The 23,902-nt window shown below is 69.2% G+C and carries 28 protein-coding genes; 9 read left to right on the top strand and 19 right to left on the bottom strand.

What is annotated here, in order from left to right:
- Positions 1–19 precede the first annotated feature (19 nt).
- The 4 genes from CA236_RS05065 to CA236_RS05050 all read right to left on the bottom strand — a co-directional run bounded on the left by CA236_RS05065 (position 20) and on the right by CA236_RS05050 (position 2,559).
- Positions 20–1,108, bottom strand: a complete 1,089-nt coding sequence (locus CA236_RS05065) for an acyltransferase (RefSeq protein WP_164518865.1) — start codon at positions 1,106–1,108, stop codon at positions 20–22.
- A 172-nt stretch (positions 1,109–1,280) separates the two neighbouring features.
- Positions 1,281–1,850, bottom strand: coding sequence for an RNA polymerase sigma factor (locus CA236_RS05060; protein WP_125944779.1), 570 nt, complete (start codon positions 1,848–1,850; stop codon positions 1,281–1,283).
- Complete coding sequence (locus CA236_RS05055) at positions 1,847–2,287, bottom strand: periplasmic heavy metal sensor (RefSeq protein WP_066686836.1); 441 nt, start codon at positions 2,285–2,287, stop codon at positions 1,847–1,849. Before CA236_RS05055 ends, CA236_RS05060 begins: the two co-directional genes overlap by 4 nt.
- On the bottom strand, positions 2,284–2,559 hold the full coding sequence (locus CA236_RS05050; RefSeq protein WP_069318675.1) for a hypothetical protein: 276 nt from the start codon (positions 2,557–2,559) through the stop codon (positions 2,284–2,286). The genes CA236_RS05055 and CA236_RS05050 overlap by 4 nt, the downstream gene beginning before the upstream one ends.
- A gap of 145 nt (positions 2,560–2,704) precedes the next feature.
- Between CA236_RS05050 and copC the strand changes: the two genes are divergently transcribed.
- Positions 2,705–3,079 (top strand): copper homeostasis periplasmic binding protein CopC, encoded by a 375-nt coding sequence (copC, locus tag CA236_RS05045; RefSeq protein ID WP_125944778.1) that lies wholly within the window; start codon positions 2,705–2,707, stop codon positions 3,077–3,079.
- 2 nt (positions 3,080–3,081) lie between these two features.
- A complete protein-coding gene (gene copD / locus CA236_RS05040; RefSeq protein WP_125944777.1) occupies positions 3,082–4,008 on the top strand; it encodes a copper homeostasis membrane protein CopD in 927 nt (308 codons plus the stop codon).
- 37 nt (positions 4,009–4,045) lie between these two features.
- On the opposite strand, the gene CA236_RS05035 is transcribed toward copD, so the two are convergent.
- Positions 4,046–4,762 carry a glutaredoxin gene (locus tag CA236_RS05035; RefSeq protein WP_125944875.1) on the bottom strand — a complete coding sequence of 239 codons (717 nt, stop codon included), beginning with the start codon at positions 4,760–4,762 and terminating at the stop codon, positions 4,046–4,048.
- A gap of 109 nt (positions 4,763–4,871) precedes the next feature.
- On the opposite strand from CA236_RS05035, the gene CA236_RS05030 reads away from it, so the two are divergent.
- Positions 4,872–5,264 carry a MerR family transcriptional regulator gene (locus tag CA236_RS05030; RefSeq protein WP_079246837.1) on the top strand — a complete coding sequence of 131 codons (393 nt, stop codon included), beginning with the start codon at positions 4,872–4,874 and terminating at the stop codon, positions 5,262–5,264.
- 218 nt (positions 5,265–5,482) lie between these two features.
- Here CA236_RS05030 and CA236_RS05025 read toward each other — a convergent pair whose 3' ends face one another.
- The 6 genes from CA236_RS05025 to CA236_RS05000 all read right to left on the bottom strand — a co-directional run bounded on the left by CA236_RS05025 (position 5,483) and on the right by CA236_RS05000 (position 12,921).
- Entirely contained in the window at positions 5,483–6,337 is an 855-nt protein-coding gene (locus tag CA236_RS05025) for a cation diffusion facilitator family transporter (protein ID WP_277600061.1), read from the bottom strand.
- 52 nt (positions 6,338–6,389) lie between these two features.
- Positions 6,390–9,620: a CusA/CzcA family heavy metal efflux RND transporter gene (locus tag CA236_RS05020; RefSeq protein ID WP_125944775.1), complete on the bottom strand. Its 3,231-nt coding sequence runs from the start codon at positions 9,618–9,620 to the stop codon at positions 6,390–6,392.
- A gap of 3 nt (positions 9,621–9,623) precedes the next feature.
- Positions 9,624–10,775: an efflux RND transporter periplasmic adaptor subunit gene (locus CA236_RS05015; RefSeq protein WP_125944774.1), complete on the bottom strand. Its 1,152-nt coding sequence runs from the start codon at positions 10,773–10,775 to the stop codon at positions 9,624–9,626.
- Complete coding sequence (locus CA236_RS05010; protein ID WP_069318668.1) at positions 10,772–12,037, bottom strand: TolC family protein; 1,266 nt, start codon at positions 12,035–12,037, stop codon at positions 10,772–10,774. Before CA236_RS05010 ends, CA236_RS05015 begins: the two co-directional genes overlap by 4 nt.
- Before the next feature lie 48 nt (positions 12,038–12,085).
- The gene (locus tag CA236_RS05005; RefSeq protein WP_164518864.1) at positions 12,086–12,388 is read right to left on the bottom strand and encodes a hypothetical protein; all 303 of its coding nucleotides are present in this window, start codon (positions 12,386–12,388) and stop codon (positions 12,086–12,088) included.
- A gap of 74 nt (positions 12,389–12,462) precedes the next feature.
- Positions 12,463–12,921 carry a DUF3703 domain-containing protein gene (locus CA236_RS05000; protein ID WP_241212525.1) on the bottom strand — a complete coding sequence of 153 codons (459 nt, stop codon included), beginning with the start codon at positions 12,919–12,921 and terminating at the stop codon, positions 12,463–12,465.
- 34 nt (positions 12,922–12,955) lie between these two features.
- Here CA236_RS05000 and CA236_RS04995 point away from each other — a divergent pair, with 34 nt between their 5' ends.
- From CA236_RS04995 to CA236_RS04980, 4 genes are all read left to right on the top strand, one after another.
- Complete coding sequence (locus tag CA236_RS04995) at positions 12,956–13,345, top strand: helix-turn-helix domain-containing protein (RefSeq protein ID WP_079246836.1); 390 nt, start codon at positions 12,956–12,958, stop codon at positions 13,343–13,345.
- Between the two features lie 69 nt (positions 13,346–13,414).
- Complete coding sequence (locus CA236_RS04990; protein ID WP_125944772.1) at positions 13,415–14,050, top strand: cation diffusion facilitator family transporter; 636 nt, start codon at positions 13,415–13,417, stop codon at positions 14,048–14,050.
- Positions 14,047–14,688: a class I SAM-dependent methyltransferase gene (locus CA236_RS04985; protein WP_069318664.1), complete on the top strand. Its 642-nt coding sequence runs from the start codon at positions 14,047–14,049 to the stop codon at positions 14,686–14,688. The genes CA236_RS04990 and CA236_RS04985 overlap by 4 nt, the downstream gene beginning before the upstream one ends.
- Before the next feature lie 16 nt (positions 14,689–14,704).
- Positions 14,705–15,247, top strand: coding sequence for an MAPEG family protein (locus CA236_RS04980; protein ID WP_069318732.1), 543 nt, complete (start codon positions 14,705–14,707; stop codon positions 15,245–15,247).
- On the opposite strand, the gene CA236_RS04975 is transcribed toward CA236_RS04980, so the two are convergent.
- The 8 genes from CA236_RS04975 to CA236_RS04940 all read right to left on the bottom strand — a co-directional run bounded on the left by CA236_RS04975 (position 15,233) and on the right by CA236_RS04940 (position 21,585).
- A complete protein-coding gene (locus tag CA236_RS04975; RefSeq protein ID WP_125944771.1) occupies positions 15,233–17,206 on the bottom strand; it encodes a cytochrome c/FTR1 family iron permease in 1,974 nt (657 codons plus the stop codon). The two genes, CA236_RS04980 and CA236_RS04975, sit on opposite strands and share 15 nt — an antisense overlap.
- A 122-nt stretch (positions 17,207–17,328) precedes the next feature.
- The gene (gene arsH, locus CA236_RS04970) at positions 17,329–18,075 is read right to left on the bottom strand and encodes an arsenical resistance protein ArsH (RefSeq protein WP_125944770.1); all 747 of its coding nucleotides are present in this window, start codon (positions 18,073–18,075) and stop codon (positions 17,329–17,331) included.
- Entirely contained in the window at positions 18,072–18,512 is a 441-nt protein-coding gene (arsN2, locus tag CA236_RS04965; protein WP_241212524.1) for an arsenic resistance N-acetyltransferase ArsN2, read from the bottom strand. Before arsN2 ends, arsH begins: the two co-directional genes overlap by 4 nt.
- Positions 18,509–19,537: an ACR3 family arsenite efflux transporter gene (gene arsB, locus CA236_RS04960; RefSeq protein WP_125944769.1), complete on the bottom strand. Its 1,029-nt coding sequence runs from the start codon at positions 19,535–19,537 to the stop codon at positions 18,509–18,511. Before arsB ends, arsN2 begins: the two co-directional genes overlap by 4 nt.
- Positions 19,537–19,965, bottom strand: coding sequence for an arsenate reductase (glutaredoxin) (gene arsC / locus CA236_RS04955; protein WP_125944768.1), 429 nt, complete (start codon positions 19,963–19,965; stop codon positions 19,537–19,539). Before arsC ends, arsB begins: the two co-directional genes overlap by 1 nt.
- A 13-nt stretch (positions 19,966–19,978) precedes the next feature.
- Complete coding sequence (locus CA236_RS04950) at positions 19,979–20,308, bottom strand: metalloregulator ArsR/SmtB family transcription factor (RefSeq protein ID WP_125944767.1); 330 nt, start codon at positions 20,306–20,308, stop codon at positions 19,979–19,981.
- A 105-nt stretch (positions 20,309–20,413) separates the two neighbouring features.
- Positions 20,414–21,265 carry an ImmA/IrrE family metallo-endopeptidase gene (locus CA236_RS04945; RefSeq protein WP_125944766.1) on the bottom strand — a complete coding sequence of 284 codons (852 nt, stop codon included), beginning with the start codon at positions 21,263–21,265 and terminating at the stop codon, positions 20,414–20,416.
- Positions 21,265–21,585, bottom strand: coding sequence for a helix-turn-helix transcriptional regulator (locus CA236_RS04940; protein WP_125944765.1), 321 nt, complete (start codon positions 21,583–21,585; stop codon positions 21,265–21,267). Before CA236_RS04940 ends, CA236_RS04945 begins: the two co-directional genes overlap by 1 nt.
- A gap of 108 nt (positions 21,586–21,693) precedes the next feature.
- On the opposite strand from CA236_RS04940, the gene CA236_RS04935 reads away from it, so the two are divergent.
- A complete protein-coding gene (locus CA236_RS04935) occupies positions 21,694–22,728 on the top strand; it encodes a CBASS cGAMP-activated phospholipase (protein ID WP_125944764.1) in 1,035 nt (344 codons plus the stop codon).
- 1 nt (position 22,729) lies between these two features.
- A complete protein-coding gene (locus CA236_RS04930) occupies positions 22,730–23,881 on the top strand; it encodes a nucleotidyltransferase (protein WP_125944763.1) in 1,152 nt (383 codons plus the stop codon).
- Positions 23,882–23,902: the final 21 nt, after the last annotated feature.

Here is a 23,902-nt window from a genome sequence, read left to right as displayed (position 1 = left end):
AGCAAAGGCGGGCGCTTGCTCATTCGCTAGCGGATCTGGGATGGGCTGGCTGCCGGGGCATGCGCGACAGCGCGTCGCGGAGACGGCCGGTGTGGCGCTCGGTGCACCAGGCGAACGCCCAGCAGAACGCGACGGTGATCGAGACGGCGGCAGCCACCATGGCCATACCGACGGTCGTTGGTGGCAGGCGCTGCTCGTTTATGACGATGCCGGCCATCAGCGCGAGCAGCGGGAAGTGGACAGCGTAGAGCGAGAAGCTCGCCTTCGAACCGTAGGACGCCAGCGGCCGGGCCCATGCAGGCAGGGCCGGATCGACGCGCATCAGCGTGTGGAGAAGGACCGCGAACGCCGCGGCGAGCGGCAGCTCCAGGCCGTCCAGCCCGCGCAGCCGCACGACGACGAGCATCGCGGCAAACATCAGCGCGGAAAGGACCAGCCAGCCGCGCGGCGGAGGCGCCTTCGCGTCTCGCTCGCCGTTCGCCCATTGGAGCAGCGTGCCGCAGAGCCAGCAGCCGAAGCCGATCGCCAGATGTGGGTTGAACGCGATCAGGCCGGCGGTGATCAGCAGTGGCGACGGCCGGCGGGAGCGCAGGCTGACCGCCAGCGCGGGAAACCAGATGTAGAACCAGAACTCGAACGCCAGGCTCCAGAGCGGCCCGTTGCTGCCGAACGGCGCCACCAGAATGGTCTGCAGGAAGAGGAGGTTGCCGATCAGCGCGCGCCAGCCGAGCGTGTCGGGGAGGTCCGGCCGCATGACGTAGGTGTCGGTCAGGCCGCGGTGGGTGGTCGAGCCGAGCAGTTCGAGTCCGATCCAGTCGAGCACGCTGCCAAGCGCCAGCGCGGGCACCAGCACGATGCCGAGGCGCGAGAGGCGGTCGATCAGATAGGGTTGCCAGCGCCAGCCGCGATTGAGCCGCCGGCTCACGCTGCGCGTGATCCAGAAGCCGCTCAGGACAAAGAAGAGGATGACGCATGCGTGCGAATAGCCTGCGAGAAGATACCCGGCGGTCGCGGGCACGGACGCGGGCTGCCGAAAATCCTCGATGAGCAGATACCATGCGTGCGCGAACGCGACGGCGGTGGCGAGAACGCAGCGCATCGCGTCCATCCACCCGAAGGCCCCGGCACCGGCGTCACGGCGAAGGTGGCTGGGCTGCCAGCCTTCCCGTCTTTCGTTGTTCGGTCGCGGCGTATCCCCCATGGGAGCGCATACGGCTCGTACCGTGCCAGCCCTCGCAGCCGGAACCGGCGACCATCCGGTTCGCGTGCCCGTGCGGGCGTCAGTTCCGGCCGAGCAGCTGCGCCAGGGTCAGCCGGGCCCGTCGGATGCGCGTCTCGACGGCCTTCTCGCTGATCGCGAGCACCTCGCCCGCCTCGGCCTGGCTGAGCCCATCGACCGCGCAGAGCACGAGCGGCTCTCGCTGTGACGACGGCAGCTGCGCCACGGCTCGGGCCAGCCGGTCGAGCTCGGCTCGGTCGGACGCCTGCACGTCCTGCAGGGGCTGGTCGTCGGCATGCAGCTCGGCGATCTCCTCGACGGGCGTGGCCAGGCCGAGCATACGCCTGACCGCGCGCCGGCGGGCCCAGTCGCGCGACTTGTTGAGCGCGATGCGCGCGAGCCACGCCGATATGGGCCGGTTCGGATCGAACCGGCGGAGCGCGCCGTGGGCCGATACGAACGTCTCCTGCACGAGGTCCAGCGCCTCGTCCGCGTCGGCGACGTTGGCGAGGATAAGGCGGTAGACCCGCTGGCGGTGCCTTCGCATGATCTCGGCGAACGCCTCGTCGTCCCCGGCAGCCGAACGGCTTGCGAGGTCGCCATCGGCGAGTGCCGCCAGATCGGCCCTCACCGGTCGCCGGTGGTCAGCGACTTGGTGACCGCGCGGTCGAATGCCGCCCTCTGCTCGGGGCGCAGCACTTCGCGCATGGCGAACACGTGCGTGAGCGTCGCCTTCTGCAGCTCGCCCATGGCGCGGTGCGACGCGTCCACGGCCGCGGCTACCTTGGGGCCATTCCCGTGCTCGGCCTCGATGGCGGCGGCGAGCCGCGCGTTGTCGGCGCGCAGCTCCGCCTCCAGCGACTTGCGCTTGCCCGCGAACTCGCGCTCGAGCTGCTCGATGCTGGCTTCCTGACTGGCATCGAGCTTGAGGTCATGGTGCAGCAGGGCGTGCAGTTCCGACGTCTGCGCATGCCGCGCCGGGATGAGCACGCGGCCGACGAACACGCCGCCGATCGCGGCGAGGAAGGCGACGACCGCGACCAGCGCGGTCCAGCGTCCGCGCGTCATCGCTCGGTGAGCAGCAGCGTCGACGGTGCGAGTGGACCCGCCACGCCGAAGGGATCGATGGGGGCGGCGCTCGCGGGCGAGGCCGCGGGGCCGGCAGTCATCGTGCCCAGCACGATCGCACCGACGGCGGCGAAGGCGACGGCGCCGATGCCGGTCCGCGCGCTCGTCCGGTTGGCCCGCACGCGATTGAACACGGCCGCGTCGATCGAGCTCAGCCCGGGATGCTCGTCGTCGGCGACCCGACGGAGTGCGGCATCGAGATCGAAGTCCATGTGGTTCTCCATTCCCCCTAATACGGGTTAGTTGCTAGCAGCCCTCGCCGGTGCGCGCAGTCGAGAAGTGCACCGACGTCCGCGAGGGTCCGAGCGGCGCGGCGCGTATTCCTCGATGATCCCTGATCTCACGATGGAGTCGAAGATGCGTTTCCAAGCTGTCGTCGCCGCTGCCGCCCTCATGGCGATCGCGGCACCTGCCATGGCCCACCCCAAGCTGGTCTCGGCCAATCCGGCGCCGAACGCCACGGTCGCACCGACGGCGCGGGTCCAGGTGACCTTCACCGAGGCGCTGCTGCCCAAGCTCTCGGGCGCGGACATCGTGATGACGGGCATGCCCGGGATGGACTCGCACCCGCCGATGAAGATGCCTGCCAAGATGGCCGTCAGCCCTGATCGCAGAACGATGATCCTCACGCTGGCGAAGCCGCTGCCCAAGGGCACCTACCGCCTCGATTGGCACGGCGTGTCGGCCGACACCCACCGGGTCAAGGGCAGCTACGCCTTCAAGGTCGCCTGACGATGGACTGGGCGGGAATCGCCATCCGGTTCGCGCTCTACCTCGACCTGATGCTGGCCTCCGGCCTGGCGGCTTTCGCGCTGACCGCGCCGGCCGGCACCGCCAGGGTCATGCCGCTGCGTGCGGTGCTGGTCGCTTGCGGGTGCCTTGGCCTCGCCCTTTCCGCCGGTGGGCTGCTCGTCATGACGGCCGCCATGGCCGGCACGACGCTGGCGCAGGTCGATCGCGAGGCTCTGACGATGATCGTGGACGAGACGCCGTATGGCGCCGCCTGGACGATCCGGATGGTGGCGCTGGTCCTGGCGGTCGGATCGGCGTCGACCGTCCGCGGCACGGTATCCGCCCGGGTGCGCACCGCGGCGTCGGCAGCCGCCTTCGCGTTGGCGGCCGCCACGCTGGCCTGGGGCGGTCACGGTGCTATGAGCGAGGGCGCGCTCGGCGCGCTGCACCTGGGCGCCGACATCTTGCACCTGCTCGCGGCCGCGTTCTGGATGGGGTCGCTTCTCGGTCTCGTCCTGCTCGTCGCCAGACCGGCGGCGAGGATGGACGCCGGGCATCTCAATCTGTCTTGGCGTGCGCTTCACGGCTTTTCCCGCGCAGGCACGGCTTCGGTTGCGATCATCGTCGTCACGGGGATCGTGAACGGCTGGCTGGTTCTGGGACCCGACGGCCTGTCCGGCCTGACCTCGACGCTCTACGGTCAGCTGCTGCTGGCTAAGCTCGCGGCGTTCGCGGCGATGGTGGGGCTGGCATCCTTGAACAGGTTTCGGCTGACCCCGGCCCTTGGATCGGTCGCGTCATCGGGGGCGGCGCGACGTGAGATCGGCGCGTTGCGGCTGAGCCTGGCGTTCGAGGCCGCGCTGGGTATCGCGGTGCTGGCGCTCGTCGCGTGGCTGGGCACGCTGGAGCCGGTCTCGGCGGCCGGATGACGGTGCGAGCAGCTGCGCGACGGCTGCCCGCACGGCCTCACATTCCGCCCCTGCCGGTCAGCATCCAGACCGCCATCGCGATCATGCCGAGATTCTCGGTCAGGCTGACGAAGCCGAGCGGCACGTTCGAGCTGCCGCCGACGCACGCGCACTTTAGCTCGCGTTTGTCGATGTAGACCGCCTTGAAGACCGAGACGCCGCCTACCGTGCCGATGAACAGCGCGATCGGGATGGAGAGCCAGTTCAGCGCGCCGGCCACCATGAGGACGCCGGCCAGACCCTCGGCGAAGGGGTAGACGTAACCGTAGCGGACCCAGCGCTTGGCGAGCAGGTCGTAGTTGAGGAACATGGTCGAGAACTTCTCGACGTCCTGCAGCTTGAGCAGCGCCAGGATGGCCATGCTGAACCCGCCGAACCACTGCAGCGCATGGAGCGTGAAAGGAGTGCCGAACGCCGCATGGCTTGCCGCCAGAGCGAGCAGCGCGGTCATGGCGAAGAGCGCGATTACCGGGCGGTAGCTGGTGGCACCGGGCTCGGCGACCCGCATGCCGAAGTGCCGCCGCAGGTCATCGTATCCGCCGATGCGTTCGCCGCCGATGAACACCTGCGGCGTCGTCTTCACGCCGTGCTGATCCTTGAACGCGTCCGTCTCGGCGCGCGTCGTGAGATGATGGTCCTCGACCTCGAAGCCCTTGCGCCGAAGCAGGTCCAGCGCCTTGAGCCCGTAGGGACAGGTGTGTTCGGGCATCACCATGCGGTGAAGGACGGCGGTGGGACGGGTCGACACGGGTGCGCTCCTCGTTTGCGGTTCAACGGCACCCGGCCCATATGGGGTCCGTAGTATGGTCCGGAGTCAAGAGCCTATGTCGAGGATGACGATCGCGAGGCTGGCGAAGGCCGGCGGGGTGGGCGTGGAGACGGTGCGCTACTATCAGCGGCGGGGTCTGCTGCGCGAACCCGAACGGCCGGGCGGCGGTGGCTTCCGCAGCTACGGCGAGCCCGATGTCCGGCGCCTGCGCTTCATCCGCTCGGCACAGGGCGCCGGGTTCACCTTGGACGAGATCGGCGAGCTTCTCGAGCTGGACGCGATCGATGACAGGGCTCGGGCTCGTGAGCTGGCACGCTCCCGGGTGGCCGCGCTCGATGCCCGGATCGCGGAACTCCAGGGCGCCCGTGCGGCGCTGGCGCGGCTGGCCGACGCCTGTGCCGGCGGCTCCGCCGGGGCCTGCCCGATCATCACCGCCTTCGAGCCGTGATCACCTGCGCCGCGGATACGACCGCCACGGCCGCTGCGACGGCGTAAGGGTGAGCCCCAGCACCTGCGCCCGGCCTCGCAGGCCGTCGATCGTCCTTCCCATCTCCCGCGCAATCTGCGCCGTCTGCTGGCGCGCCTCAAGGCGGACGCGGAGTTCGGCGTCGTCCTCTTCCGTCCCACCGGCCCGGCGCTCGCCGCGCCGCCGGCGGCTTCCCGTCGTCAGCTATGGAGATGCCCGCTCTCCTCGCACGCCTCGCCCGGTCCCTCGGTCTGGATCGTCGCGTGCTCGATGCCGAACCGCTCGTCGATCAGCTCGGCGACCGCCTTGCGGACGGTGTTGGCATCGGCGCCGGCTGCCAGCGTGACGTGCATCGTGCAGCTGACGTCGTCGTTGGACATCGACCAGACGTGCAGGTCGTGGAGCCCCGCGACGCCGGGGACGGCCGAGACCGCCGCCCGCACCTCGACCAGCCGCAGGCCCGACGGCACGCCCTCGAGAAGCACGTTCGTCGTGTCGCGCAGCAGGAGCCAGGTCCGCGGCAGCACCCACAGGCCGATCGCCACGGCGACGATCGGGTCGATCCACGTCCAGCCGGTGAACTTGATGGCGAGCGCGCCGACGATGACGCCGACCGACCCGATCATGTCCGCCCACACCTCGAGATAGGCGCCCTTTACGTTGAAGCTGCCGTCCTTGCCGGCGGTCAGCAGCCGCATCGAGATCAGGTTCACGACGAGGCCGATCGCGGCCACGATCAGCATGCCCCACGACTGCACCGGCTCTGGATCGGTGAAGCGCTGGATCGCCTCGACGAAGACGTAGATCGCGATGCCGAACAACAGGACGGCGTTGAAGGCGGCTGCCAAGATCTCGAAGCGCCGATAGCCGAACGTGCGCTTGTCGTCGGGCGGGCGCTGCCCGATCCGGATGGCGATCAGCGCGATCACAAGCGCGGCGACGTCGGTGAGCATGTGGGCCGCGTCGGACAGCAGCGCGAGGCTGTTGAAGACGAAGCCGCCGATGACCTCCGCCACCAGGTAGGTGGACGTGAGGGCGAGCGCCCAGCCGAGCATCCTCGCGTTCGCGCCGGCGGTGTGGTCGTGGGAGTGACCGCCGGCTCCGTGATCATGCGCCATGCGTCTGCGGTCCTTCGATGTCGGTGGTCGCGTCCGTCGCGCCCGCCTCGATCCGCCGCTGGCCGAAGCGGGCGTAGAGCGTCGGCAGCACGAACAGCGTCAGCAGCGTGGCCGAGATCAGCCCGCCGATGACGACCGTCGCCAGCGGCTTCTGCACCTCCGCGCCGGCACCGTGCCCGAGCGCCATCGGCACGAAGCCGAGCGACGCGACGAGCGCCGTCATCGCGACGGGCCGCAGGCGCGCCAGCGCGCCCTCGCGGGCGGCCGCGGCCCGGTCGAGGCCTCGGGACATCAGGTCCTGGATCGCCGACAGCATCACCAGTCCGTTGAGCACCGCGACGCCGGACAGCGCGATGAATCCGACCGCTGCGGAGATGGAGAACGGCATGCCCCGGAGCAGCAGTGCGAGGATCCCACCGACCAGGGCCAGCGGCACGCCGGTGAAGACGATCAGTGCGTCCCGCACCGATCCGAGCGCCCCGTAGAGCAGCAGCATGATGACCGCGAAGCAGATCGGCACGACGATCAGCAGCCGGTCCCGCGCCGACGCGAGGTTCTCGAACTGGCCGCCCCATTCTAGATACGTGCCGGGCGGCATCTTCACGCCGGAGGCGATCGCCTGCTGCGCGTCCGCGACCACGCCCGCGACGTCCCGCCCGCGCACGTTCGCCTGCACCACGACGCGCCGCTTACCGTTCTCTCGGCTGATCTGGTTCGGTCCATCGACGATGCCGATGTCCGCGACGGTCGACAGCGGCACGAACCCGCCTTCGGGCGTCGGCACCGGCACCTGGGCGACGGCGGTCAGATCGGAACGCGCGGCTTCGGGCAGACGGATCACGACGGGGAATCGCCGGTCCCCCTCGAAGATCACGCCGGCCTCGCGTCCGCCGATGGCGGCCGCGACGGTGTCCTGCACGTCGCCGGCCGTCACGCCCACCCGCGACATGGCCGTCCTGTTCGGTCGGATGTCGAGCATGGGAAGCCCCTCGGTCTGCTCGATGCGGACGTCGGTGGCGCCCCGCGTCCGACGCAGTATGTCGGCGATCTGCTCGGCAGTGGCGTTCATCTGGGCGAAGTCGTCGCCGAACACCTTGACCGCCACGTCCCCGCGCACGCCGGCGATCAGCTCGTTGAAGCGCATCTGGATGGGCTGGGTGATTTCATACGCGTTGCCGGGGAGCCCGGACAGTCGCTTCTCCAGCCGCTCGACGAACTCCGCCTTGTCGAGGTTTGGGTCCGGCCACTGGTTTCGGGGCTTCATGATCACGAACGTGTCGCTGATGCTCGCCGGCATCGGATCGGACGCGATCTCCGACGTTCCCGTCCGCGAGAAAGCGAACTGCACCTCCGGCTCCCTCGTGATAGCCTTCTCGACCTGCGCCTGCATGGCCTGGCTCTGGTCCACAGACGTGCCGGGGATCCGGATCGCCTGGACCAGCACGTTCCCCTCGTCGAGCTGCGGCAGGAATTCCTGGCCGAGGGTCGTGAACGCCGCGGCGGCGAGCGCGAGCGATCCGACGGCGACGCCCAACGTGGCGCTGGGGCGGCGCATGGCCTTGTCGAGGCCCGGCTCGTAGCGGCGGCGCAGCCATGCGATGGCGCGGCTCTCCTTCTCCTCCACCCGTTTCGACAGCCAGATAGCGATGGCGGTAGGGACGAACGTCAGCGACAGGATGAAGGCGAACACGAGGGCGATGATCACCGTCAGCGCCATCGGTTCGAACATCTTCCCCTCGACGCCGGTGAAGGTCAGCAGCGGCGCGTACACGAGGATGATGATAGCCTGGCCGTAGACGGAGGGCCGGATCATCTCGCGGGCGGACGCCGCGACGATGCCTAGGCGGTCTTTCAGCGGCAGCGGATCGTCCCGACCGTACTGAGCCTCGCCGAGCCGCCGCAGCGAGTTCTCGACGATGATGACGGCGCCGTCGACGATCAGCCCGAAGTCGAGTGCGCCGAGGCTCATCAGGTTGGCCGAGACCCCGGCCTGCAGCATGCCGATGCTGGTGAGCAGCATCGTGATGGGGATCACCATGGCGGCGATCAGCGCCGCCCTGAAGTTGCCGAGCAGCGCGAACAGGACGACGATGACGAGCAGTGCGCCCTCGGCCAGGTTGCGCGACACGGTGACGATCGTCGAGTTCACCAGTTCGGTCCGGTTGAGCACCGGCTTGACGATGACATCGACCGGAAGCGACGGACCGATCTGTTCGAGCCTCTCGGACACGCCGGTGGACACGGTGCGGCTGTTCTCGCCGATCCGCATGACTGCCGTGCCGACGACGACTTCGCGGCCGTTCTCCGAAGCCGATCCCATGCGCAGACCCTGACCGGTGCGGACGGCAGCGACCTGGCTGAGGACGATCGGCACGCCCTCGCGGGTCGCGATGACCGTGCGGGCGAGCTCGTCGGCGTTCCGGACGCGCCCGTCGGCGCGGACGGACAGGCCCTCGCCGTTCCGGTTGACGACGCCCGCGCCGACGCTGGTGTTGTTGCGCTCGAGCGCGGTGGCGAGATCCTGGAGCGTGATCCGCATCGCCGCCATGCGCTGCACGTCGGGCACCACCAGGTATTCCTTGGTGTAGCCGCCGAGCGAGTCGATCCCGGCGAGCCCCGGGGTGCCCTTCAGCTGCGGCGACACGATCCAGTCCTGGACCGTGCGCAGGTAGGTGGCCTTGTCCGCCTCGCTGACCAGATGGTCTCCTTCGGGGCTGATGTAGCTGCCGTCGGGCTGCAGTCCGGGTTCGCCGCTCTTGTGGTTGACCTTGTCCAGCTCGCGGTATTCGACCGTCCACATGAAGATGTCGCCGAGGCCGGTGGCGATCGGCCCCATCTCGGGGTTCACGCCGTCGGGCAGGTCCTCCTCGGCGGTGCGCAGGCGTTCGGACACCTGCTGGCGCGCGAAGTAGATGTCGGTGCCCTCGTCGAACACCGCCGTGATCTGGGCGAAGCCGTTACGGCTGAGCGAGCGGGTGTATTCGAGGCCGGGGATGCCGGCGAGCGCGGTCTCGACGGTGAAGGCGACCTGCTTCTCGACCTGGTCGGGTGAGAGCGCGGGTGCGACGACGTTGATCTGGACTTGGTTGTTGGTGATGTCGGGGACGGCGTCGATCGGCAGCCGCTGGAGCGCGAAGATGCCGGCGATGGCGGCGACGGCGGTGAGCAGCAGGACGAACCAGCGCCGCTCCACCGAGAAGGTGACGATGCGGGCGATCACGGGTCAGTCCTCGTGCTCGGCTTCGCCCATTCCGAGCTCGGCCTTGAGGGTGAAGGAGTTGGTGGACGCGATGCGTTCGCCACCGTTGAGACCGGCCGTGACGACGACTTGGCCGCCGTTGCGCCGGCCCAGCGTCACCGGCACGGCCTTGAAGCCCGTCGCGGTGCGCACGAAGACGTGCGGCTTGTCCTCGATCATCTGGACGGCCGCCGACGGCACCGCGACGGTGCGGTCGCCGCCTGCCGGCACGATGATCGACGCGTTGACGGTCTCGCCCACGCGCCAGGTGTTGCCGCCGTTGTCGAGGGTCGCGATGACCGGCACCAGCCGGGTGGTCTCGTCGAGGACCGGCGACACGAACGTGACCCGTGCCGCCTGCCGGCGCCCCGGGCCCGTGACCTCGACCTGGGCGCCAGGCTGCACGCGTCCGGCGTCGGCCGGAAGCAGCGACATAGCGACCGAGACCTTCGAGAGGTTGGCGATGCGGAACAGCTCCGCGTCGGCGGCGACCGTCTGGCCAAGGGTCGCGGACCGGGCGATGACCTGCCCGGAGATGGGCGAGCGCACGGTGACGCGGTTGAGCGCCCCGCCGCCGCCGCCGGTCGCGGCGAGCTGCTGCTGCGCGAGCCGCAGGGCGATGTTGGCCTCGGTCGCGGCGGTGCGGGCGGCGATCAGGTCCTGCTCGGGCGAGACGCGCTCGGCGAACAGGCGCTGCTCGCGGCGGAGGTTGGACTGTGCCAGCGCCGCGCGGGCGCGCGCCGCCTCGATCTCGCCCTTCAGCGACGCCGCCTCGCGGCTCTCGATCACGGCGAGCACGTCGCCGCGTCCTACCGGCTGACCGAGGTTCCTGGTCAGCGACACGAGCCGCCCGGCGATCGCGGCGGACGCGACCTGCACGCCCTGGGGATCGCCCTCGATGGTGGCGCTCACCTCGATGGCGCCCGCGACGCCGCCGATCGTAGGCCGGACGACCTCTATGCCTGCTTCGGTGATCTGCTGCTGAGTGAGCGTGACCACGCCTTCCTCGGCGTGGCCTTCCTCGGACGCGTGCTCGTTGGCGGCGTTCTCGGCAGGCGCTTCGGCGCCGCCGCCACAGCCGGCGAGCGTCAGTGCGAAGGTCGCGGGGACGAGCGCCCGCAGTATGGTCTTCTTCATGGCTGGGCTTCCGTGTTGGCGGGCGCGCGGGCGGTGAGTCGCTCCAGGCGTGCCTTGGCGTCGTGATAGGCGGCGAGCGCGTCGATGGCGGCCGAGCGGGTCTGGGCGAGCGTGCGTTCGGCCTCGAGCAGGTCCAGCTGGCCGAACTTGCCCTCGCGGTAGCCGATGCGGGCGACGCGGGCGGCCTCCTGAGCCGCGGCGAGCGCCGGTCCGTTCGCCGCGCGCGCGTTCGCCTCCGCGTTGGCTAGGTCGGTCTCCGCCGTGGCGATCGCCTGCTGCGCGTCCAGCAGCGCGACGCGCCGCAGCGCCACGGCCTGGTCGCTCTGGGCTCGGGCGGCGTCGATGCTGGCGCGGCCGTTGTTGAACAGTGGGATCGGCAGGCTGACGCCGAAGACCGCCGCGACGTCGTTAGTGGCCTCAAGCCGACGAGCCCCGGCGCTCAGCGTCAGGTCTGGAACGCGCTGGCTGCGGGCGAGCCGCACCTGTGCATTTGCGGTGGCGACCTCGGCCTCGGCTGCGGCGAGCGCAAGCGTGCCCTCGGCGTTCGCCGCCAGGCGTGGACCGGCACCGGCGCCGACCCTGTCCAGCCAGGCGAGGTCAAACGCGCCGGGGTCTCGTCCGATCAGGCGGGCGAGGTTGGCGCGTGCGAGCACGGTGGCCCGTTCGGCCTGCGACAGTCCTGTGGTCGCGTTGATGCGGGCGACGTCGGCCCGCTGCTCCTCCAGCGGCGATGCCCGGCCCGCGCGCACGCGCACGTTCGCCGCTCTCAGTCCCTCCGTGGCGATGCCTAGCTGATCCCGCGCGATCAGCAGCCGGCGTTCGGAAGCCACCGCCTCGTTGTAGAGCTGGGTCACGCGAAGCCGAAGGTCGGCACGGGCCGCCACCACCGCCAGCCGCGCCCGGGCAGTCTGCGTGTCTGCCACGGCGATCCGCGCCGAGCGCTTGCCGCCAAACTCGATGGGCAGCGACATGCCGACCGTGGTCTCGGCGCCGCGGATGCCGCTGTATTCGCCCGTTCCTACGACGTTCTCCACCTCGACGTTGACCGACGGGTTGGGGCGCAGTCCGGCGACGCGGCGCTGCGCCTCGGCGGCCCGGACGCCCGCATCGGCCGCGCCGACGCCCGGAGCGTTCGCTTCGGCGAGTTCGAGTGCCTGATCGAGCGTGAGCCCGTCCTGCACGGCCGCCGTGGGGCCGGTCTGCGCCTGCGTCGATGATGCGCAGACGGTTGCGGCCAGGGCGGCCGCGAGCATTCGATGCATTTTCCACTTCTCCTGACGCTCGAAAGGTCCGGTGTGAGCCGGTTCGCGTCAGGCCTGCGGAGGGCGGAGCGCCGGGTCCGTCGATGCGCCCGCGAGTGCCGCCTCGGACCGGGGGAAGGGCTGCGCCTCGGCGATGGCCGTCGACCTGCCGGCGGTGTCGCCGGACGTCACCATGACGTGGTGCCCGTGGCAGCTCGCGTGGTGGAGGCAGCCCTTCTTGCAGCCGCCGGGCATCTGGTCGCCACTCGCGTCCGCATCGCCGTCGACGGCCTGGGCGATCTCGGCGCAAGCGATGGAGGATTGCGCGTGCGCGACCGATCCCACCGTCAGCGACAGTGAGAGTGCGAGCATCGCGAACAGGCTGAACAGCCGGGCTATCGGGCGGTTCGTAGCACGGGCCTCGCCGCGTGTCAGCGACGGGCGCATTACCTGGGGCCGCCGTCCATAACCGAGCGGAGATCGTCCGGGATCGGCATGGGGCGGAAGGCGCTCACGTTCGACCGCCCTGTGTTGCCGACGGGGACGCGCCCCGTCATCGCAGCGAGGGGTGCGAGGGCGAGACGCGCCACTTGGCCGGCAACTTCGCGCAGATCATGCAGACGAAGCGCGTAAATGAGCATGCTCCAGTGCACGCGTAGGTGCAGCGGCAGCCTGGGCTGTGACAGGATGTGGGCACGCTCGAGCGCCCACCATGCGCCGCCAACGTCCCCGACGCGGGCTGCGGCGCGGTGGCGCGCCAGTTCGGCATCGACCAGGTGGGGGATCGATGATGATGGGTGCGAAGGCTTCATGCGGTCCTCGCCGAGGAAGGCCGCCTGCCCGAAATAATGCTGCTGCAAGCCATTTTCCACCTCGTGCGACTCGACGTGGAGGGGTAGATGCACCCTGTAGCTGCTGCAGGGTCAAGGGGAAGTTCGGGTGAAGATCGGCGAGCTCGCGCGGGCCACCGCCACGAAGGTGGAGACCATCCGCTTCTACGAGCGGATCGGGCTGCTGCCGGAGCCCGCCCGAACCGACGGCAACTACCGCGACTATGGGCCAGACCAGCTCGCCCGCCTTTCCTTCGTGCGTAGGGCCCGCGACCTCGGTTTCACCCTCGACCAGGTGCGGGAGCTGCTCTCGCTGGCCGACGATCGGGACAGGTCGTGCAAGGCGGTGGACGTTGTCGCCCGCGAGCATCTGGCGCAGGTCGACCAGAAGATCGCCGACCTGCGTTCGTTGCGGAAGGAGCTGAGCGGGATGATCGACCAGTGCGGCCAGGGAGCGATATCCGAATGCCGCATTATCGAGGCGCTGGGGCCTTCGTGATCCGGGCGGGTTGACCCTGTAGCGGCTACAGGGTGCACATGGGTCGCGACTCGCTTTTGGAGGCTGACGATGAGCGACTGCGGATGCGAGGCCGACACGGCCCGGGCCGGTGTGGACCCCGCCTATCGACGCGCCTTGTGGATCGTCGTCGTGCTGAACCTTGGCTTCGGCGCGTGCGAGCTGGTCGGCGGCTTCGTCGCCGGATCGCAGGCGCTGAAGGCCGACTCGCTCGACTTCCTCGGCGACGGCTCGATCACGCTGGTCGGACTGCTGGCGCTCGCGTGGTCGGCGGTCGCCCGCAGCCGCACCGCCCTCGTGCAGGGCGTCTTCCTCGGCGTCCTCGGGGCCGGCGTCCTCGTGTCGGCGATCTGGCGCGCGTTCAACGCCGTCCCGCCCGAGGCCGACCTGATGGGCGGCATCGGGGTCGTCGCCTTGGTCGTGAACGTAGCGGCCGCGCTGGTGCTGGCGCGGTTCCGCGGGAGCGGCGACGCGAACGCACGCGCCATCTGGCTGTTCTCGCGCAACGACGCGCTGGCGAACGTGGCGGTGATCGCCGCCGCGGCGCTGGTCGCGTGGACCGGCAGCGCCTGGCCGGACCTGGTGGTGGCGGGCGTCATCGCGGTGCTCTTCCTCCACTCCGCGTATGACATCATCCGCGACGCACGGCGCGAGATGGCCGAGCGTAAGCCGAGAGGCCGGAGGTGACTGCGCAGACCTACACGCCCCCGCTCGGCACCGGCGACACGGCCGACTACGACCGGGCGATCCGTCGCTGGACGCGCGAGATGCGCTGGCGTCAGGCGATGTTGGCGGCGCTCGAGCCGGCACCCGGCGAGACGATCGCCGACGTGGGGTGCGGCACGGGCAGCTTCGTCGTGATGCTGAAGTCGGCTGCACCCGCCTCCACCGTGATCGGGATCGATCCGGACGACGAGGCGCTCGCCATCGCTCGGCGTAAGGCCGCCGATGCCGGCGTTGAGATCGAATGGCGCAAGGGGTTCGCGCGCGACGTGACGGGCCCCGCGGACGCGGTCGTGTCGAGCCTCGTCTTCCACCAGATGCCTCTGGTCGAGAAGCGCGCCGGCATGGCCGCCATCTATGCGGCGCTCCGTCCTGGCGGCAGGGTGCTGATCGCTGACTATGGGCGGCAGCGCGGGCTGATGCGCCTGTTGTTCCGGCTCACCATCCAGCGGCTCGACGGGGTGGAGGACACGCAGCCGAATGCGGACGGCATCCTTCCGGACCTGATCCGCGAGGCGGGCTTCGAGAAGGTGCGCGAGGTCGACCGCATCCATACGATCACGGGCAGCATCACTCTGCTGGAGGGTCTGCGACCCGGCTGACGTGGGAGGAACGGTCATGGACATCGCGGCCGAGCAGCGGCTCGTCAGGCGGGGTGCCGCGACGGCGTTCCTGTTGACGTCGGCGGTATGCGCAGCCTCGGTCGTCTTCCTGCCGCAGCTGATCCCGATGCCCGGCGGGCTTGCAGAGCGGCTGGCGTTCGGGGTCCAGGCGGGCGTCCCGCACCTGCTCTGCTTGGTCGTGGCGATCCGGCTGGTGTCGAAGGGACGCTACGAGTCCGCGGCCGACATCGGCGGGGCGGCGGCGGGGCCGCCCAGTCCCGTCCTCGCGGTCAAGGCCGCGTTCCTCCAGAACACGATCGAGCAGGCCTTCGTCGGCGTCTGGTGCCAGCTGGTCCTCGCTTCGGTCGCGGACGGTGCCGTGCTCGCCCTTCTTCCCGCGTCCGGCCTGCTGTTCGCCGTGGGGCGCGTGCTGTTCTACCGCCGCTATGCAGGGGGAGCGGGAGCGCGGGCGCTGGGCATGGCGATGACCGTGCTGCCGTCGCTCGCCTGCCTGGGCGCTGCGGGCGTCCTCGCCACTGTGCGGCTATTCGGCTGGTAGCGCCCGCTCTGAGGCTGCCGGCCGGGCGCGGCCGCTCCGCCGGAAGCCCCAGACCAGTGCGAGCACTGCGCACACCTGCGCCCCGAGCGTCTCGACGGTCGGATACAGTCCCAGCATCTCGATGCGCGGGACGTTCTCTATGGGCGCGACACCGATGATGCCCGCCTCCTGCAGGCCTGAGATGCCCTTGCCGGCGAGCACCACCGCGAGCACCGCGATTAGCGCCGAGCTCCACCCGAAGAAGCGCGAGATCGGCAGCCGGGCGCTGAAGCGGAGCATCACCCATGCGATGACCGCCAGGAGCGCGATGGCGGTCCCGGCGCCCGCGAGCATCGCGCCGCCGTTCCCCTCGGCCCAGAGTGCGGCGTAGAACAGGATGGTCTCGAACACCTCACGGTAGACGACAACGAACGCCAGCAGGAACAGGAACCAGCCGGAACGCCTGGTCAGTGCGGCGGTGACCCGCTCCCGCACGTAGCGCTGCCATGCCTCGGCGCTGCTCTTTCCGTGCATCCAGATGCCGACCATCAGCAGGATGACGGCGGCGAACAGCGAGCCGAAGCCCTCGGTCAGCTCGCGCGACGCGCCGCTCACGCTGATGAGGTGGGTGGCGACGAACCAGGTCGCGACGCCCGCGGCGAGCGCGGTCATCCACCCGGCGTGGACGAGCGGCAGGACCGACTGCCGGTCCGTCTTGCGCAGGAACGCGATCATGGCCACGACGATCAGCAGCGCCTCAAGCCCCTCGCGCAGCAGGACGCCGAAGGCGCCGAGGAAGCTCGACGCGCTGCTGGCGCGCTCGGGCGCGAGTGCGTCCTCGGCCTCGCCGAACAGCGAGGCGAGCTCGTGGTTGGCCGCTTCCACTTCGGCGACCGGCCTGCCGGTGCCGATCGCAGCGCGCAGGCGTCCCATCGCCGTCTCGATGCGCGCCATCAGGGCCGCATCGCGTGCGGCGAGGACAGGCTCCACCGGTTCGAACCCGTCGAGATAGGCTGAGAGCGCCAGGTCGGCGGCCGCCCTGCGGTCGCCTCGGCGGTATGCGGCCAGGCTGGCGTCCAGGCGTTCCCGGGTGAGCGCCAGTGAGCCGTCCGGGCGGCTCGTCACGGCGTCGGGGTGCCGGCGCAGGAACGCCGTGACGGCCGCTGCCTTCTCCGGCCCGAGCTCGGTCGACAGGGCGGCGGGCGTGATGCCGACGAGGGCGGCGAGATTCGGCAGCCGCGCGCGGATCGAGGCATCACTGCGCCAGAGCCGTTCGCCTTCGCGTGCGAGCGCATCGGGGTAGGCGAAGCCGCCCGCCTCGAACGCGAGCGCCCAGCGGTCGGCCTCCGGCAGGCCGGCGAAGCTCGGCATGGCGGTGCCCTCAAGGCCTTGGGAGATCACCTGGTAGAGGCCGAAGAGGCTGCGCTGGTCGGCACGGCCTTTGTCTGTGAACGCGATCGGCGGTGGATCGAGGCGGGTGGCCTGCGGTCCGCGTCCGTCTCCCGTTGCGCCGTGGCAAGACGCGCAGTTCTGCGCATAGAGTGTCCGCCCCCGCGTGACATCCGGCGGCGTGGCCGGTGCCAGCGGGACCGGGTATGCGGCGAGCAACGCCTGCGCGAGACCCTTGGCCTGGACTGCGACCGCGTCGGCTGGCGCCTTGCCAGCGATCGTGCGTCTCAGCGCCTGCGAGCGACGGACCAGGTCGGGCTTGGTGGCAGTTGGTGGCAGGCCGGCGACCCGCGCCTCGATCTGCGCCGCGAAATCTCCCATCTCGGCGTATTCAGCGGCGTTCCTGACCTGCCCGCCCGAGACGGCCTCGGGATAGTCGACCGCCACATAGTCGAGCAGCCGCCAGGTGGTCTGCACGTCCGCGTCGCGCGACTGGGCGCTCGCAGACGCCGCCCACGCACCTGAGAGCAGCAGGGTCGCGGCGAGGCAGGTGAACCAGCGGTAGAGCATGACGGCGACGTGTCGGGACATGGTAGGGCTTCTTGCGAGTCGCTCGCTTCTTGCACCCTCTAGCCCCTACAGGGTCAAGGGGCGGCGGCGATCCGGAAGCCGCCAGGTTTCGTTCCGGCGCGGTCGGCGTCCACCACGCTGGCCTAGGCCTTCCCCTTGATCGCGATGGCGGAAGGGTCTTCGGCTGCGGCCTTCTGGCCGGCCGCCTTGCGCTCCGAATACCTGTCGACGAGCTGGGCCGCGTGCGGCCGCATCAGCACCGTGATGCGGACCAGCTCCTCCATCACGTCGACGATGCGGTCGTAATAGCTGGACCGCTTCATGCGCCCGGCCTCGTCGAATTCCTTGTAGGCCATGGCGACCGACGACTGGTTGGGGATCGTGAACATCCGCATCCACCGGCCGAGCAGCCGCAGCGTGTTGACCGCGTTGAACGACTGCGATCCGCCAGACACCTGCATGACGGCGAGCGTGCGGCCTTGGGTCGGCCGCATGCCCTTCATCTCGAGCGGGAGATGGTCGATCTGCGCCTTCATGATGCCGGTCACCTGTCCGTGCCGCTCCGGGCTGCACCAGACCATGCCCTCGGACCACAGCGCGTGTTCGCGCAGCTCGTGGACGGCCGGATGATCGTCACCGGTTACCTGGTCGGGCAGCGGCAGGTCCGACGGATCGAAGACGCGGGTCTCGGCGCCGAACAGCTGGAGCAGCCGCGCAGCTTCCTCGGTCGCCAGGCGCGAGAACGACCGCTGACGGAGCGAGCCATACAGCAACAGGATGCGGGGCGGCGGTTTGTCGTCGCCGAGACCGGCAGCGGGCCGGTGGATCACGAAGTCGCGATCGAGCGCCGGCAGGACGTCCACGTCGTGCAGCTGGCGGAGGCGGCTCATGCGAGTTCCTTGACGAGATATGAGGCGCTCGCTGGGCAGAGCGACGAGAACTGGGCGGTGCCGGTGATTGCGGCCGGGGCCGTCGTGCGGTCGCCGTCGCGATAGCCGCGCCCGCGAAAGAACCCGGCGACGCTCGTAGTAAGCAGGTGCAGGCGCTCGACGCCTTCCCGGCGCGCTAGCGCCTCGGCATGAGCCATGAGAAGCCCACCATGTCCTTGGCGCTTGCGGCTCGGCAGCACCACCAGCGAGCGGAGCAGGCGATCCGGTCCATCGCCCTCGATGCCGATGAACCCGATCGGCCCGTTGTCGTCGGACAGCTCGAAGAAGGCGCGGCCTGGGTGGTCGAGGTCGTCGGTCGGAAGACCGGCGGCGTCCAGCGCCAGCTTCAGGATGTCGCGTGCACCGCCTGCCAGTGGGGCGAAGATCGTACGGTTCACGCCGGAGCGCCCTCATACCAGAAGCGCGTGCGCTTGACGATGGCGACGACGCTCAGCATGACGGGCACCTCGACCAGCACGCCGACCACCGTCGCCAGGGCTGCACCGGACTTGAGGCCGAACAGCGAGATCGCCGCCGCAACCGCGAGCTCGAAGAAGTTGGACGCGCCGATCAGCGCGGCCGGAGCGGCGACGCACCACGCCACGCCGAGCCGCCGGGACAGCCAGTATGCGATGCCTGCGTTGAGATAGACCTGTATGAGGATCGGCATGGCGATCAGCGCGATTATGAGGGGCTGCGCCACGATCTGCTCGCCCTGGAAGCCGAAGAGCAGCACCAGCGTGGCGAGCAGCGCCATGAGCGAGGCGGGGCCGAGCGCTGCCAGCAGCCTTTCTAGCGCCGGCTGGCCGCCGCCGGCGAGCAGGGCCCGGCGGATGCCCTGCGCGACGATCACCGGGACGACGATGTAGAGGGCGACCGACAGCAGGAGCGTGTCCCAGGGCACGGTTACCGAGGCGACGCCGAGCAGCAGCGCGACCAGCGGCGCGAACAGGAAGACCATCAGCACGTCGTTGAGCGCGACCTGGCTGAGCGTGTAGCTCGGCTCGCCGTCGCATAGGTTCGACCAGACGAACACCATGGCGGTGCAGGGCGCAGCGGCCAGCAGGATAAGGCCCGCTATGTAGGACTGGATCTCCCCCGCCGGCAGCAGCGGCGCGAATAGCCAGCCGAGGAACATCGTCCCGAGCGCGGCCATGGAGAAGGGCTTCACGGCCCAGTTGACGAATAGCGTGACGCCGACGCCCTTCCAGTGCTGCCGGACCGAGCCGAGCGCGGCGAAGTCGATCTTCAGCAGCATGGGGATGATCATCAGCCAGACGAGCGCCGCCACGACGAGGTTGACGCGCGCCACCTCGGCGGCAGCGATCGCGGCGAAGACCTTTGGGATCGCCTGTCCCAGCGCGATCCCCGCAATGATGCACAACGCCACCCAGAGCGACAGGTAGCGCTCGAACGTGCCCATCAGCGCACGCGCTGGCCCGAGGCGTCGACGACCTGTTCGCCGTCCTCCTTGGCGAAGGCGCAACGCTGCGGCCCGGGCAGGATGTCGAGCACGGACTCGGATGGACGGCACAGGCGCACGCCGAGCGGCGTCACGACCAGCGGCCGGTTGATCAAAACTGGGTTCGCCATCATCGCGTCGACGAGCGCCTCATCGCTCAAGGCTTCGTCGCCCAGACCGAGCTCACCGTATGACGTGCCCTTCTCGCGCAGCAGCTGCCTTGGGGTTAGACCTGCTCGCTCGATCAGCTGGATAAGCAGCGCCCGGGCGGGCGGCGTCTTGAGATACTCGACGACGTGCGGCTCGATGCCGGCGTTGCGGATCATCGCCAGCGTGTTGCGTGACGTCCCGCATTCGGGATTGTGGTAGATCACGATGTCGGTCGGCATGTATCGGCTCATGTCAGCAGCAGGAGAGTTCGGCCAGCAGCGGCTCGCACAGGTCCGCGCGGCCCTGGCAGCAATCCTTGGCGAGGAAGACCATCAGCGCGCGCAGCGTGTCGATCTCCGCTCGCTGGATCTGCTGCCGGCCGCGCTTCTCAGCCCGGACCAGTCCCGCCTTCGCCAAGACCGCGAGATGCGTCGAGAAGGTGCTCTGTGTCAGGGCCGTTGCCTCGACGAGCTCGCCCGTGGACAGTCCGTCGGGCTCGTGCCTCACCAGCAGGCGAAAGGCGGAGAGCCGCGTGGGATGTGCAAGCGCGGCAAGCGCCGCTAGAGCGATCTCATCGGTCATTCATCGGCAATAGCCGATGTGATCCTGATGATCAACATCCATCGGGTCTGACCGATCCTTCCGTCGCCCGATACGCTCTGGTGCTAATCCATCAGCGGATCGAATTCAGCGGAAACGGGCACGGTAGCTTTGCGCGAGATCGTCCTGCTCCTCGGCCTCCTCCTCGTCGTCCGCGTCGATGTGGAGCAGCACGGTCTGGAAGCCGTTAGCCTGGTCCAGAACCTGCATGCGCAGATCGGGTGCTCGACTGCGTTCCGGCCGGATCCAGTCCGAGGGATCGGCGCGGTCCCATGAACCACCGCCGAAGCGCGTCGACAATGATGTCGGCGCAACATCGCCTGCACGCAGGACGAGCGATGGAAACGAGCGGGAAGGACGCGCATACCGCACGCGCCCGTTGCGGACGAAGACGAACGCGCACGTCTCACCGGAAAGCTCCGCATAGCGGTTCGCTGCCGCCTCCAAGCTGACGTCGTAGGTCGTGGCGAGCGGGCGCAGATGGCCAACGTCGGGTGAACCCATGCCGTCCGTTTGCGCTGCAAACCAAGGCTTGGGCATCAGCAGGCCGGCCGCGAAGCGGTTCGCCTGCGCCTCCTCCTTCTGGTGGAGCGTCTCGCGTCCGCGCTCCATCAGATCCCTGGCCGTGCAGCGCTTGTCGCCCCGGTGGGCGGCGATCAAGAAGTGCCCTAGCTCGTGGGCGATCGTGAATCGGCGTCTGGGCGCGGCCATCCCGACGGCGGACAGGATGATGCCCTTCGTCTTCTCGAGGTCCGTCATCAGCGCGCCTACGAACCCGTCGACTTCCAAGTCGCGGAATTCGAGGATACCGACGCTGAGCGCGAACGTCTCGACATCCACTGGCGGCCTCCAGTCGCGATGGTGGTCAAGGATGACCGCGAGGAGGCGCTCGGGGGATCCGCAATCGGCGAGATCCATCAGCAGCGCCTCGTTGACCATCACCGGTCCTTGAGGCTCGCCGCGACGGTTCGGAGCGTCTCCCAATCCCGTGTCGACAGGTCACCGCCGAACTCGCGGAAGAACTGGAGAGCCGCCGGATCGCGTTCCTCGGCCTCGGCATCATCGGTCAGATAGGCGATGGTGACCGAGAAGTGCTCGGCGAGTTTTCGCACCAGCTCGATCCCGGGATTGCGGCTCTTGCCCGTCTCGAGCTCCCAGATGTGCGCCTTGGACACGCCAACTCCGTCGGCGACCTGCTGAAGCGATTGCCGGCTACGCGTGCGCAGCTCCTTCAGCTTCGTGGCAAGTGACAAGCTCATACCTCCCCGGCACCAACCGGCGCCGTCTGATGAATCTTACGCTACGTGCGCGCTGGTTTACAAGACGTTTCTCGTTCACTATATCTTACACCATGTAGGAAAGGGCTGATGATGGTCGACGAGTCGGACGCGGTGAAAAGGAGTGCAGCGGACCTTCCGCGGCGGATCCTCGCGATCGACGGCGGTGGCCTCAAGGGTGCGCTCCCTGCTGCCTTCCTCGCCGAGATGGAGCGCCTAACCGGCAAGCGCGTCGTCGATCAGTTCGACCTCATCGCCGGCACATCCACTGGCGGCATCATCGCGCTTGGACTTGGACTGGGACTCAGCGCGGCTGAGATTTGCCGCTTCTACGTGGAGCGGGGGCCGACGATCTTCGACCAGGCGCCACTGCGTGGACCGCTCGCAGGTCTGCGAGCGAAGTGGCGTGGCCTCCGGCGCACCGCGCGCCACGTCGGCACCGTCAAGTATGAAGCCGCGGAGCTGCGCAGGGCACTCGAGGAGGTGTTCGGCACCCGCCGGATCCGCGATAGCACGACGCGGCTGGTGATCCCCGCCTATGACTCCGCCCATGGCGGCCCTTACGTCTTCAAGACGGCGCATCACGAGCGCTTCCGAGTCGATCACGAGCGGCTCGCGGTCGATGCCGCACTCGCCACCGCGGCTGCACCTTCATTCCTTCCGGCGCACAGCTTTGAGGGTGCTTCGCACCTGCTCGACGGCGGCATCTGGGCAAACAACCCCATGGGTTCGGCGGCCATCGAGGCGGCCAGCATCCTGTGCTGGCAGATGGACCAGGTCCGTATGCTGTCGCTCGGCTGCACCGACACCCTCCATCCGGTCAAGGAGGTGGTCGGCATGAAGGATGTGAAGTGGCTGCTGGAGTTGATGTTCCAAGGGCAGGATCGGTTCAGCCAGGCGACGGCCAAGCTGCTGCTCGGCCATCCGCATACCAATCCGCACCTTCACCGCATCAACCCCATGGTCGAGCCCGGCTTCGTCTCGCTGGACGATGCATCCAAGGTCGAGACGTTGGTGCAGATGGGACGAGCCAGCGCTCGGTCGCAGCTGCCGATCCTCGAGAAATGCTTCTTTATCGGCACGCGGGAGCCGTTCGTCCCGTCCAACATCGACGAGAGGAACTGAGATGCTGCATTCGACGCCCGTCGACCGATACTATGACGATCTGCTCGCCGACGTGGCCCGGCGGATCCAACTCACGCCCACTGCCTACAAGGAGGCAGTGGGGCACTTCGACGCGGTCAGCCGCTATCTCGACGAGCACGAGAGCGGCTTCCCGGCCTACAGCCCTGTGATCTATCCGCAGGGTTCGTTCCGCATGGGATCGACGATCTCGGCCTATGACGATCGAGAGGATTACGACATCGACCTGCTCCTCGAGCTGGCGCTCGATCCGCAGTCGGATCCAGAGGCGGTGTTGCGCCTCGTCGCGCGGTCGCTTGAACAGGGCAAGGGTCGGCTGAAGTTCACCACCTGCGAGATCAAGAAGCGCTGCGTGACGCTCGGCTACGCCAACATGCACCTGGACGTGACGCCGGCGGTGCTGGTGCCGTTCAGGGATCCGCGTGTGATAACGATCTTCGATCGACACCCGCAGCGTCCCGACCATGCGCTGGCGAACCCGGAGGGCTTCGCCCGCTGGTTCGACGGGCGCGTGCGCCCGCGCAGCGTGATCGCTACCCGCGCCACCCGGGCTCAGGTGGTGCCGGTGCCGGAGCAGACCCCGGCCGAACACAAACCCGACCGGCTGCTCGCCATCCAGCTGCTCAAGCGCTTCCGCGACATCCGCTGCGATCGCGGGGGCTACGACCGCTGTCCGTCCGTGTTGCTGTCCTGCCTCGCCGCTCAGGCCCCGCAGGGCACCGGCCTCGTTACGGACCTGCGCTCTACCGCATTGCATGTCGCCCGCGAGGTATCGGTCGCGAACCTTCGGGTGGAGAACCCCGCGTGCCGCGACGACGTGCTGTCCGACCGTTGGCCGAGGAAGAGCGGATCCAACCATCGTTTCGCCGCCGACCTCGTCTTTCTAGCCGAGCGGCTCGACGAGCTTGCGCGTGCCGACGGCACTCAGGTGCGCAAGCTCGATATCCTAAAGGACCTGTTCGGCGAGAATGCGGCGCGCGGTGGCTTCCAGCAGGCACTGGACCGAGCCGCCGCGCAGAGCCGGTCGGGCCAGTTCGCCGCCGGAAAGACAGGTGCGGTGAGCTTCGCCGGGGCGGTTCCCGCCGGAAGCGTCGCGGCGCCGACGCATCGCTTCTACGGCGAACCCGCGCGGTGATCCGGAACCCGGGCGTTTGTT

The organism is Sphingomonas sp. ABOLG, from assembly GCF_003950435.1.
Lineage (GTDB): Bacteria > Pseudomonadota > Alphaproteobacteria > Sphingomonadales > Sphingomonadaceae > Sphingomonas > Sphingomonas panaciterrae.
The sequence above is the reverse complement of the archived record's forward strand: the minus strand, read 5'-3'. Positions and strand labels throughout refer to the sequence as shown.